Annotated in this window: 12 protein-coding genes; 1 reads left to right on the forward strand and 11 read right to left on the reverse strand. The window is 58.4% G+C overall.

What is annotated here, in order from left to right; translation table 11 throughout:
• Positions 1-176: 176 nt before the first annotated feature.
• From AC07P1_RS33535 to AC07P1_RS33585, 11 genes are all read right to left on the reverse strand, one after another.
• Positions 177-683 (reverse strand): lysozyme inhibitor LprI family protein, encoded by a 507-nt coding sequence (locus tag AC07P1_RS33535; RefSeq protein ID WP_494699922.1) that lies wholly within the window; start codon positions 681-683, stop codon positions 177-179.
• Between the two features lie 672 nt (positions 684-1355).
• Complete coding sequence (locus AC07P1_RS33540; protein WP_494699923.1) at positions 1356-1550, reverse strand: hypothetical protein; 195 nt, start codon at positions 1548-1550, stop codon at positions 1356-1358.
• Between the two features lie 471 nt (positions 1551-2021).
• Positions 2022-2396 carry a YajD family HNH nuclease gene (locus tag AC07P1_RS33545; protein ID WP_332852239.1) on the reverse strand — a complete coding sequence of 125 codons (375 nt, stop codon included), beginning with the start codon at positions 2394-2396 and terminating at the stop codon, positions 2022-2024.
• 894 nt (positions 2397-3290) lie between these two features.
• On the reverse strand, positions 3291-4175 hold the full coding sequence (locus AC07P1_RS33550) for a hypothetical protein (protein WP_494699924.1): 885 nt from the start codon (positions 4173-4175) through the stop codon (positions 3291-3293).
• A 98-nt stretch (positions 4176-4273) separates the two neighbouring features.
• Positions 4274-4504, reverse strand: a complete 231-nt coding sequence (locus tag AC07P1_RS33555; RefSeq protein ID WP_494699925.1) for a hypothetical protein — start codon at positions 4502-4504, stop codon at positions 4274-4276.
• A gap of 122 nt (positions 4505-4626) precedes the next feature.
• Positions 4627-6327: a tetratricopeptide repeat protein gene (locus tag AC07P1_RS33560; protein WP_494699926.1), complete on the reverse strand. Its 1701-nt coding sequence runs from the start codon at positions 6325-6327 to the stop codon at positions 4627-4629.
• A 112-nt stretch (positions 6328-6439) separates the two neighbouring features.
• Positions 6440-6781, reverse strand: coding sequence for a cupin domain-containing protein (locus AC07P1_RS33565; protein ID WP_494699931.1), 342 nt, complete (start codon positions 6779-6781; stop codon positions 6440-6442).
• A gap of 165 nt (positions 6782-6946) precedes the next feature.
• Entirely contained in the window at positions 6947-7960 is a 1014-nt protein-coding gene (locus AC07P1_RS33570; protein ID WP_494699927.1) for an alpha/beta fold hydrolase, read from the reverse strand.
• A 26-nt stretch (positions 7961-7986) separates the two neighbouring features.
• Complete coding sequence (locus tag AC07P1_RS33575; RefSeq protein WP_494699928.1) at positions 7987-9126, reverse strand: acyl-CoA dehydrogenase family protein; 1140 nt, start codon at positions 9124-9126, stop codon at positions 7987-7989.
• 9 nt (positions 9127-9135) lie between these two features.
• On the reverse strand, positions 9136-10326 hold the full coding sequence (locus AC07P1_RS33580) for an acyl-CoA dehydrogenase family protein (RefSeq protein ID WP_090319749.1): 1191 nt from the start codon (positions 10324-10326) through the stop codon (positions 9136-9138).
• Positions 10327-10437: 111 nt separating this feature from the next.
• Positions 10438-10890: a winged helix-turn-helix transcriptional regulator gene (locus AC07P1_RS33585; protein WP_494699929.1), complete on the reverse strand. Its 453-nt coding sequence runs from the start codon at positions 10888-10890 to the stop codon at positions 10438-10440.
• Positions 10891-11007: 117 nt separating this feature from the next.
• On the opposite strand from AC07P1_RS33585, the gene AC07P1_RS33590 reads away from it, so the two are divergent.
• Complete coding sequence (locus tag AC07P1_RS33590) at positions 11008-12219, forward strand: MFS transporter (RefSeq protein WP_494699930.1); 1212 nt, start codon at positions 11008-11010, stop codon at positions 12217-12219.
• Positions 12220-12322: the final 103 nt, after the last annotated feature.

Raw genomic sequence — 12322 nt, forward strand, 5'->3', positions numbered from 1 at the left:
TCTTCATGCAGAACTTTCAAAAATCTGAGTTTGGAAAATTCTACTTTTAAACGCGATCATTTGGTGGGGGGATTACCCACAGACGGCTTAAATACCGTGGAGACACGTAGGGCGGATTAGCGAAGCGTAATCCGCCATGCGTGCATCACCTGCGGCGCATACACGGCTGACCCGAGCTAACGGTTCGTCAACGGCGCAAGTTGCTGGAGGCAGCGATTTAGATCAAAAAATCGTCTGTCGTCGGGGATTTTCTGAATGCATGCGATGGCAGACCGTATGCGCCGGAGCCGAAGTTCAGTATGGTTAGCAACACATTGTGCTGCCCAAGTCGAAGGCCAAGAGCCGCCCGCACCGGTGAGGGAGCCGATCAACTCGCACTCTCCATTACGATACAGTGCCCACGCGACTTGTTGTGATTTCAGCGCCTTAATCAGTCGCTCGTCGACGGGCGTGGAATCGCTGGAGGATGCCACGACCAAGCTGACGAGTTCAGCGTGCTTCGCCGCCATCTGCTTTTCGGCCTTTTCCTGCTTTTGATTCAGCAGCAGCCCCATTTGCATGGCGCTACCCTCAGGCCAGCATTCGGGCTTGTCCGAGCAGTCGACCGGGTTTGCCAGCGCCAAAAGCGGCAGGGCGACGAGCAAAACAAGCAAACAACGCCGCATCATCACAGTGCCTGTCATCTTAAGTCCTCAGCCGGTTTTGTTGCCACAATAAATTCTTTCCTCGAAACTGGAGGCAGGCCGGTAGGTCGGAAAAGTGCGGGAAACTGGACTCCCGCCCCTGACGCCCGTCTCATGGCGAGCTTATCGGTCCAGCACAAACCGACTGGCGCATGGAAGCCCCGACCGATGACACTGTCAATAAACCCAAAATTCATATGCGCATGGCGCCGGTCTTTCTACAATCCTGTTCGCTAAAAAAATTAGAACTCGTAAATGCGGAAACGGCCACTTCCCCTAAGCCGCGATTCCAGCCAGGCAGAATTTTAATTCTGCTGGGAAGTCCTCTTTCTTCCAAATTCAAAAGGAACAGTCAAGGAGAGAAAATCCAATCTATCTTGCATTTCTTTTGAAAATATATCGCACGGTGAAGATACCACTAACGAAGTTGGCGTACTGAAAGATTTTTTCGGCGACCTCTGCTGGTCCAGTCACCAACGCCAGCCAGCGCATCACCTGATGCCGATAGTGCAGCTATTTGTTCATACACCTTGACGGAGAGTTCCAATTCCATAAAGTCAATCCGATGGTTAAAATTTCACACTTGCCTTAACGACTGCTCTTGGCAGCCGTTATTGGCCGCTTGCAGCAGGTCGCCAATAACGCACATGACAGGGAGCCGTTATATTATCACTAATGAGGCTCGTTAAATTCATTCAAGGTTTGCACCGTGTCATTTAGGCGGCGTAATCGCTGTTCCCGCTCATCGTTGGTCACCCCAGCCGGTGTTAAGCCAGCCTCGCGCATTCGCCTCAGGGCTTCACTCTCAATTTCGATTTGTTCTCGAATCCAAGAGCGCAATAACTCAAAACTCAAGTTCTCCATCATGTTCTTTCTAATCACCGCAGCCATCTACAGCCGCTACAATTGCTCACCGATTGATCGGAGCTTGAACAAATAAGTATTTTTCCTCCGCCTTCGCGAAGAAATGCAAAAGCAACAATCCATCCTAGCCAATAACGCCCTGTTCGGGACCTGCCCCTGCATCACCTACATACCCGAGACACTGATGCAGGTCCGATTCAATATCAGACACCGAAACGTCCCGAACATTGTCAATGAAAACCGCCGGACTGAACGCCTCTTGGCCAATTCTTCCAGCCCGTCATCAGGGCAGCCCTGAACAGCTTAGGTTCGGAGGAAGGTCGTGTAGTTTATGCCACCGTTATTGAGGATGTCTTCCATCTGCCCGAGCAAGTCTTGTCGCGTAGAATAGGCTCATTGATTAGTACATTTATTCACTCTCGAACGGCTGCTACTGCCGACTGAACCTATTCACGCCGTCGGCACCAGCCTAATTTATTCTTTCTTTTTCATCAGACCGGCCAATGAGGCAAACGGATTATGCGTTGCCGGCGCGACCTCGGCGGATTTCAAACTAAGTCCTCGGTCGGCCTCAAGATAACGCGAGTGTTCGTTATCGTGGCAATAAAGGCACAGCAATTCCCAGTTGCTGCCATCAGGAGGATTGTTGTCGTGATTGTGGTCACGATGGTGGACTGTAAGTTGCGAAACGTTGGTATGCGTGAATTCGCGCATGCAGCGCCCACACACCCACGGATACATTTTTAGCGAGCGCTCGCGATAGCCCAGCTCGCGCTGGTCGGCCGCGCGGCGTGCGTCCGCCACAATTTTGTCCAGCCGCGCGGCGTCCGGTTTTTTCCCAACGGTCATACTTATTTCCTTCCTTGTTGTTACATATTGGCCGCCAGCGCCCATAGTCGGCCGGCTCGGCCGCTGGTGCCACCCATCCGAGACTCATCCGTGCCAACTCGGATTTTTTTAAGGTCGCTGCATTTCAATTGTTCTTAGGGGCGTATTCAAGGCGGAGTTTGCAACTGGCTACTTTAAAATCACAGTAGAGTGTCGCAGTCTGGTCCAGTCTTCGAAACTTAGACATCGCTCCATCCAAAAGTTTTTCAGGTTTCCAGCCGTGTGCCAAAAATTCAGAACGAAGCTGCGGCCTAGAGGATTCGGGAACGAAGCATGTGTACGACATTATCATACTGGTCGGCCGCAAACCGACTTTATTGATTGAAGTACACGCATCCAAATTCAGGTTGATTCCCGCAGCCGCAGTGATAGTCTCAACTGTCTGCTTCATGGAGGGAACCGAGTTGTACTGCGTCTCCGCTTGACTTAGTAGCGGTAGGAGTAACAGCCCTGTTAATAGCATACAACGAGGGAATACACAATTTGAACTGACCATCCCCTACTTGTCCTCTCACCTACAGCGATAATTTCCTGCCACGACCGCAGCTCTTGGGCGGAGTCAGTAGCCCGCGGCCCGTTCAGCGTGTAGTAGGCGGATTCCGGCCTTTAACGGCATATATAGTATATCCGTTTAAATACTGCCATTTTACAACTCCGCACTGCAGTAACGACAAGTTGAGTCGACGGCAAAGTTCCTACCTTGGCACTTGGCGCATGCAATCTCTGGAGCCATTTCACTTCGGTCTTCAAGCTTGAGTAAGATGATCAGTCCGACGATGTTTAAGAAAGTTAAGAGAAGGCCGAGCCAGCCTGATCTGGCTTTTGCCTTGCTTCTGGCTGAACAGCGAGACAGCCCTAGTTATAGTTACTGCGCTTCCAAAATTGCCACCATTTCTTGGGCACCTGAGAGGTGAGTTGACGCGGAGGATGCCAACCGTCCGTGCGCCAGCCGGCTGCGACACCGTTTGGCTCGATGACAAGGAAGCCAGTGCATGTCAAGTTCGATACGCGAATTTGCATCTCCCCGAGGCGGCCGGTAATTCTCTCCACCAAATCGTTGCGGTCGATATGTAACTTCGACGGGTTTTGTGAAAACGTAACAGTGACAGGTCCCGCTTCAAGGTACTCATCAACGAGCGCCTGCAATACTGTGAGGCGCGGTTGACCGGGACCATCATTAACTAACCTGTAATCAAGCTTGTGGGGCTGGTAGCTGCCTCCCCCTTCCCAGTCAGTCATTTCCGGTGCCAATCTGCTCTGCGGAACGTCAGGTACTGTGAATGCCGCCTCCATAAACTCATCAAACGGGCAGTTCAATGAAAGAAAATGTGAATCAACAGTGTCCACGCCAAATTGGGACTCCAGGCTTTTCCAGTCTGCCCATGTCATTGCAAGGAAAGCGACATCGCTACTATGTGTCGAGCCCAAGCATAGCCGGATATCGGATTCCCGATGAGTGACCTCAGCGAGTCCGTGAAGAAGCCGAAATCGATCATCGCGATTAAATTGCAGTTGCACGTCTACGATTCGATCGCGAAACACTAGCTGCTGAGATCCGTTTCCACCGGGCATTGGCTCATCAGCCACGGCACCTAAGACTTCGCCAAGTTGGCGGTTCCATGTTCCTATCTGGTCCTCATCGTCGCTCCAGATAAACGATTGCTGGTGGGCCACCATATACTCCCAGCCATCCTCTGGAGTTTGACTTGAACAAAGCACTATAGAGTTCTGAATAGTCAAGAACAGTTCCTTATTGAAGATGGATAGTCAGCTCCGCTCTTGGCCGCTAGCAAACACTATCAGAAACACATTGGCGTCAACAACGATATTGTTACTTTTTAACGTTCAGACCTTTCGTTTTGTTCAGCCATATCGAATACGACATCAGTCCATAAGACAGATTGAAAGGGGTCGTCGGGACGATAGATGTAAGGCTTCGCCTCCAACGGCTCAGGCGTATCAGATTTCTCCATGATCAATGGCTTTTCGGCACTAGGATGATTGGCCAGCGAGCTCGCTGCGGTGGGAACGTCGAGGTAGAAGTTGCCCGCCTTGATGCGTTGGTTCATGTAAGCTCCTCAATAGTGAGTAATCATGCCCAAAATCCACATTAATGACAAGTTAGAAATATCCAACGCCGGATGGAAGACATTCAGTCCAACGCGATAAGCCAGCATGACCACGGTTTCGCCTACCGGCCGCCGACCGCCCATGACTTGAAACTGTGAGGGGCCGGATTTTCCCCGCGCATCGCCGTCAGCAGCTCGGCCTGCGGCACGCCCTTTTCCAATCTGGCCAGCCAAGTTGCCGCCCACGCGGCGTTCTCGGGATTCCGCCCGTCTCTTATCAGCGTATTGAATGCCTGGTAGGCGTCGGCGGCGTCGCCCAACCATGCGTGGGCCAGCGCGGCCATGCGCGTAAATGCGGGAACGTCGTAGCCATGACGCCAGACGTTGATCGCCTTGGCCACGTCTTTTTCGGTCGGAGCCGCGCCAAGAAGCTCGACGCGGAACAGCGCGTACGATATCTCGGGCGCGTCCGGCTCAAGGACGGCGGCTTGGGTCAAGCCGGCGCGTGCCGACGCCAGCAAGTCCTGCCTATTCGAGCCGGCGCTTTCCGCCAGCTTCGCATATGCCAGCCCCAACAGATAATGGACCTCGGGATTGTAGGGGTCGTTCTCCCGGGCGCGTGTCAGGTAGCCGATAGCGGCGCGCGGATCGCCCCAGTCGATCTCGGCGCGGCTCAAGGTCATCTGGGCAAAATCGACGGCGGGCGCTTTTGCTGCGGTCCCCCTCAGACGCGCTAGCAGCCTTTTGCCCTGGGGCGGCGCAGGGCAAGTCTTCAGCACAGCGTTGTCGAGTACGAATTCGCCCTCGATACGGCTCAAGCGGGTGAAATCGATGTGGACGTTGGGCAGCGTAGGCACATCGATCCGAAGGATGTTCAGAGACGCTTGACGGTATCGCCACATTGCCACGTCGAGATCGCGACCCGATAGGCCGAACAGCTCGGTGAAAGCATCGGCGACATCGCTGCCGCCGTTGACTGCCTCGAGGTACTTCACCATTTTGCCGCGGTTGTTCTCCGACGAGAGCATGTAGTGCATGAGATTAAAGGAGCGCCCCATGAATTCCCATCGTTCAAAATACTCGGGACTTTGGGCCACGATAGGCTTGGCCGATGGTTTAAAACGTAGTACCTCGTCGAACGACAGACGTATTCTCTCCCGGCCGTCGTCAATACTCTGCAACAGATTGTATGAAGTACCCGCATCGCGCCCTATCGCCATTTGCGTATCGGTAAAGCGCACGCCGCCGAAATACGCTGCGAAGCCGGTCATGAACCACACAGGCCCCCGAATGCGCGTATGGCGGTACAAGAAATTCTCGGCATAAAGCCACAGACTATGCATCAGCGTGTAATCGTCTTCCGCGTGCAGCAGCGACGCGTTATCCAACTTCCAACTCTTTCCCGCACCGTAAAGAAACCCTTGAGTTGCCGATACACAGCTATTGACCATGCCGAGGGCCGAAGCAGGATTTTCGTCCATTTCGGGCGGCCAGCTCACGCGTCCCTGGAAGTACAACGTCAGCTTGGGCATTGTTTCTTGTCCCTGCATGAAGGGCTTCAGGTACAAGCGCAGCAGATAATCGAGCCGTTCCAAATTCTTGACCAGCTCAATGACGTCATCCGGGTCGTCGTCTGAATAAACGATCATATGCTGGCTCTCGATCCGGAACCATGCCGATGGATCGCGCACGCCTTTAATCACAACGGTGGAGGGATCGCGCTTTCCCTTAACGACCACCTTTTGTGGGTCGTTTGCGGATGCGTCGACGGGGATGAGCGTGACTGCCATGAGCAGTGGCAAGACGTACTTGGCAATAGTCATAGCAATGGCATCGCTTATTTGACGGACCAGGTTGCCACAATAACAGTTGTACCAGCGGCGGAAATACACACATTCTCACTAAACAACCACTCGATCACCGCTTGGTAAGGCTCTAGTACGGGCTGGACGCAGGCTGCCCAGCAAAGTCGGTCCATACGTCGTCCGACAGCGACCGATCTCGCAAACAAATGCGATCGTGCTCCGGGTAGGTGATTTGATCGACCGGTGCTCGGGTTCCAACAACCAGGCAACGCGTTTCAGAAGAACTCCGATTCTCCAGATAGTGCCCAACCTGCACTCCGGCCTTGAAAGTAGCGGCGCAACCGGCACGCATGAGCGTCTCGGACAAGCCCTCAACTACAGTGATCTCACCGGCAAGAACATAGACCATCTCGTCTTCCGCACTGTGCCAATGCTTGATCGAGGATCTGCACCCTGGCTGAAGGACTTCAATGAACGCACCAAACTGCGTAAGTTCTCAGACTTCGCTAATCCAAAGCGTTTGATTCGGCGCGGAGCACCCCTCTACAGCGCTAACCGCGCGGATCAGTTGATCCGTCGTGAAGACAGGCATTAGTGACCTCCCTGGATAGTGCATATATGTGAATGACTGGCGCCCCTACTCCGCCTTCCGCGAAAACCGCTTGGCTTGCCGCGACGGCATCTGCGCGTTCAAAAACGCCACCGTCACATCCACGGTCGGCTGCAACCACGGATCGAACAACCAGAACGAATGCGGCGTATCGGGCAGCAGCACCACCTTGCTCGGCACGCGCAGTTGCGTCATCTTCTCGACCATCTCCTCCCGACCGACCGCGAAGCGCGGCTGCGCGCTGCCGATGAACAGCATCGGCGGCATGCTCGAATTGACATACTGAATCGGCGACGCCTCGCGCCACAACGCCGCCTTCTCCGCATAGCGCCCGCCGAACCAGTACCCGGCCGCCGATACCGGCTTTTTCGGATCGTCCTCGTTAGCCCGCGCCGCCTCCGACGTAAAATCGGACAAGCCATCGATATTCACCACCGCTTGCACCGCGCTGGACACATCGCTGGTCGCCGCGCCCGGATCGAACTGGTTCATATGCCCGGTCACGCCGGCCAGGCTGGCGATCTGCCCGCCGGCCGAACCTCCCGCCAGCGCGATCCGCCGGGGATCGAGGCCATACTCGCCCGCGTGCTCGCGCACCCAGCGCACCGCCGCGCGCACATCGTGCACCGCCGCAGGGTACATCGCCTCCCCCGCCAGCCGGTACGTGACGGTAACGGACGCGTAGCCATTGCGCGCCAGCCGCAAGGCCATCGGCACGAACTCCGAGCGGAAGCCGGAACGCCAGCCGCCGCCGTGTACGAACACCACCACCGGCAAATCCTGCTTGGCGTTCGTCGGCAGATACATATCCAGCTTCAGGCAATGCGTACCGTATTGAATATACGTTTGATCGGCCACCACCCGTACATCGGCAGGCACCCCGGCGCTGGCGATGCGGATCGCCGGATACTTGGGCGCCAGTTTCTCGTAGGTGTGCTGCGCGTCGTAGGTGTTGGTGGGGTCCGGCGGCGGCTCCACGCAGTCCTCGGCGGCCTGGACGGCGCCATGCATCAGCAGCGCGGCGCACATGGCCGCAAACATTGGAACAACCAAGCGAACGGCCCGCATCATGAATGCTGCCCGAATCCGCGCTGCGCGATGAACCGTTCCAGGTGATGATCGACATCGCCAAGCGTCGCCTCGATCGTCGTCAAACGTTTGAAGTGATGCGCCGCCGGCAGTTCGTCGGTCACGCCCATGCCGCCGTGCAGTTGCACCGACTGCTGGCCGATGAACTTCGCCGCGTGGCCGATGCGCACCTTGGCCGCCGACACCACGCGGCGCCGCTCCTCGATATCGCCGCAGGACATGCGCGCGGCCGCCAGCATCGCCATCGAGCGCGCCTGCTCCAGGTGGATGTACATGTCGGCCATGCGGTGCTGCACCGCCTGGAAGCTGCCGATGGGGGTGCCGAACTGTTTGCGCATCTTCATATATTCCAAGGTGGCGGCGAACAGCGCGTCCATCACGCCCAGCGCCTCGGCGCACAGCAAGGCGGTGCCGTAGTCGGCCGCCTCGTCGAGCATCTCGCAGCCGCCGCCCAATTTACTAAGAAGCGCGGACGCCGGCACCGCCACATGGCTGAACTGCACGGTGGCCGCGCGCAGGCCGTCGATGGTGCGGTAGTCGCGCACCGTCACGCCGGGCGTGTCGGCCCGCACCACGAACAGGCTGATACCGTTGGCGTCGCGCTGGGCGCCGGCGCTGCGGGCCGAGACGATCAAGGCGTCGGCCTGGCCGCCGTGGAGCACCACCGTCTTGGTGCCGTCGATGCGATAGCCTTCGCCGTTGATGCCGGCGATGGTCTTGATGTCGGCCAGATCGTGGCGCGATTGTTTTTCGCCCAGCGCGCAAGCCAGTTTCAGTTCACCCTTGGCGACATCCTCCAGCAGCCGATGCTGGTTGCCCGCCAAGGCCAGGAAGCGCGCGCCCCATACGGTGGAAAAATACGGCTCGACCACCAGGCCGCGCCCCAGCTCCTGCATCACCACCAGCATGTCGACGGCGTTGCCATCGAAACCGCCCTGCGCCTCGGGCACCGGCAAGGCCAGCATGCCCAATTCGGTCAGCGTGTTCCAGGCGACGTCGGAGACGCCGGTCGCCGAGTGCACGATGCGCTTGCGCACATCGAAACCGTAGTCCTTGTCGATCCAGCGACGCAGGGCATCGGCGAACTGCAACTGCTCTTCTTTAAAATTGAAATCCATGCCGTTCCCTCACAGTCCCAGGATCATCTGGGTGATGATGTTCTTCTGTATCTCGTTGCTGCCGCCGTAGATCGACGTCTTGCGGAAATTGAAGTAGTAGGCCGCCAGCGGCGCGGCGGCGTCGTCGCCGGTGACGGCATGGTCGGAGCGGCCCTCCAGATAGTCGGTGTCGAAGGCGAAGGCGTCCGGCCCCAGCGCCTCGACCATCAACTCGGTCAGCATCTGCTGGATCTCGGTGCCGCGCACCTTCAGCAGCGACGCCTCCGGCCCCGGCGTGTGCGATTCGCGCGTGATCACGCGCAGCACCGTCGTCTCCAACGCCATCAACTCGATCTCCAGGTTGGCCACCTTGGCGGCGAACACCGGGTCCTGCAACAGCGGCTTGCCGTGCTTGAAATGCTCGGACGCGATCTTCTTCAGGAACAGCAGCTCGCGCTTGGAGCGGCCGACCGCCGCGATGCCGGTGCGCTCGTGGCCCAGCAAATATTTGGCGTAGGTCCAGCCCTTGTTTTCCTGGCCGATCAGGTTTTGCACCGGCACCTTGACGTTGTCGAAAAAGACCTCGTTGACCTCGTGGTCCTCGTCGAGCATGATGATCGGGCGCACGGTGATGCCCGGCGAGTCCATGTCGATCAGCAGGAAGGAGATGCCCTCCTGTTTGCGCACGGTGCTGTCGGTGCGCACCAGGCAGAAGATCATGTCGGCGTGCTGCGCCAGTGTGGTCCAGGTCTTCTGGCCGTTGACGATGTAGTGGTCGCCCACGCGCTCGGCGGTGGTTTTGAGCGATGCCAGGTCGGAGCCGGAACCGGGTTCCGAGTAGCCCTGGCACCACCAGTCCTCGCAATTGAGGATGCGCGGCAGGTAGTAGGCTTTTTGCGCGTCGTTACCGAAGGCCATGATGACCGGCGCCACCATGTTGACGCCGAACGGCAGGATGGGCGGCGTGCCGGCGCGGCCGCACTCCTCTTCCCAGATATGGCGCTGCGTCTGCGTCCAGCCGGGACCGCCGTATTCAACCGGCCACGACGGCGCGGCCCAGCCCTGGTTGGCGACGATCTGGTGCCAGCGCACGTAATCGCGGCGTCCCAGGCGGAGATGGTTGCGCACCTTCTTTTGCAGGTCGGCCGGGAGGTTGGCGTCGAGGAAAGCCCGCACCATGTCGCGGAAAGCCAAGTCCGCCGCCGTGTAATTCAAATCCATGCTGTCTCCATGTGGTTCGCCGCTGAAAAGCACGACCGTTCAAATAATTCTACCCCAATATGCAACGCGCACGTGCGCATTTACATAGGGCGACAGAATCGGCGGCTTTGTTCACTTTACCGTGATTTTCTTCACCTGCGTATGGGCGGGCTTTAAGACGTGCCCGGCGTGATCGTGCGGCAGCATCGGCGCGACCGCCTTGCCGCTGGCTTTTTCGACCAGCAGCGAATGCGGCTCGCCGCTGGCAAACAGATGGCGCTCGCCCCACTGGCGCAGCGCCACCACCACCGGGAACAGGTTTTCCCCCTTGGGCGTGAGCACGTATTGCTGGTACGACGTGCCGTCCGAAGCTGGCTCTACCGTCAGAACGCCCTGCTCCACCAACGCACTCAGGCGGTCCGACAGGATGTTCTTCGCCACACCCAGATTGCGCTGGAAATCGCTGAAGCGGCTGATGCCGTCGAAGGCGTCGCGCACGATCAGCATCGACCAGCGATCGCCGACCAGGTCGAGCGAGCGGGCCACCGGACAGGCGTCATCCTGCATCGACTTACGTTTTGCCATGGATGTGTCCTCGAAATCTTTGGTTGCATTTTAAAACTAGAATGGCTAGACTTCAACTGGTTTTATTTTGCAACCAGTTTAGAGGTCGTCATGCATTCCCATTCGATATCCGGCGCCATGTCCCGTCCCTTGGTCGCCTTGTTCGCCTGCGCAAGCGGACTCAGCGTCGCCAACGTCTACTACGCCCAGCCGCTGCTCGACGCGCTGGCCACCGATTTCGCCATAGGTCGGGCCGCCATCGGCGGCGTCATCACCGTCACGCAGGTCGGCAGCGTGCTCGCCCTGCTGTTACTGGTGCCGCTGGGCGACCTGCTACCGCGACGGGGTCTGATGCTGACGCAATTGCTGGCGTTGACCGCCGCCCTTGCCGGTGTCAGCCTGGCGTCGAACGCCACCGCGCTGATGGCGGGAATGCTGGCGGTCGGCATGTTGGGCACGGCCATGACGCAAGGACTGATCGCCTACGCCGCCAGCGCCTCGGCCGAGTCGGAGCGCGGACGCGTGGTCGGCGCCGCGCAGGGCGGCGTGGTGGCCGGCCTGCTGCTGGCGCGCGCGCTGGCCGGACTGATCGCCGACATCGCCGGCTGGCGCGCCGTCTACGGCACCTCGGCGCTGGCCATGATCGCGATGGCGGCGCTGCTGTGGCGCACGCTGTCCGTGCTGCCCGCGACGGCGCGGCCCCTGCCCTATCCGCAACTGATCGCCTCGATGTTCACGCTGCTGAGGCGCGACCGTGTGCTGCGGGTGCGCGGCACGATCGCCATGTTGATGTTCGCGGCGTTCGGCATCCTGTGGAGTGCGCTCGTGCTGCCGCTCAGCGCTCCGCCCTACAACTACTCGCATACGGCCATCGGCGCGTTCGGGCTGGTGGGTATGGCCGGCACGCTGGCCGCCTCGCGGGCGGGACAATGGGCCGATCGCGGTTGGGCGCAAAGGACCAGCGCGGCCGGTTTGCTATTGATACTGCTGGCGTGGCTGCCGCTCGGTCTGTTCGGCATGAGCAGTGGTGCGGCCGCGTTGGCGGCGCTGATCGTCGGCATCCTCGCGCTGGACCTTGGAGTGCAGGCGCTGCAGGTGACCAATCAGAGTTTGATTTTCCGCGCCAGTTCGGAAGCGCACAGCCGGCTGGTGGGCTGCTACATGCTGTTCTACGCGGTGGGCAGCGGCAGCGGCGCGATCGCCGCGACGTCGGTGTACGAGGTGGCCGGCTGGACCGGCGTATGTGCGCTGGGTGGCATCGTCAGCGCGGCGGCACTGCTGTTCTGGGCCGCGACCTTGCGCACGCAATGCACCCTGCGGGGTCAGGTCCGACATTCGGACACGAACTGAACGACATTGCTGTTGTGCTCGTGTCTGAATGTCGGACCTCGTATATTGAGCGTACCGCATCTCCATTGGATAATGAAGATGTAGATGCGGCCAGGCGGAGTGA

This window comes from Duganella sp. GW821-FHT07F09 (assembly GCF_059418705.1).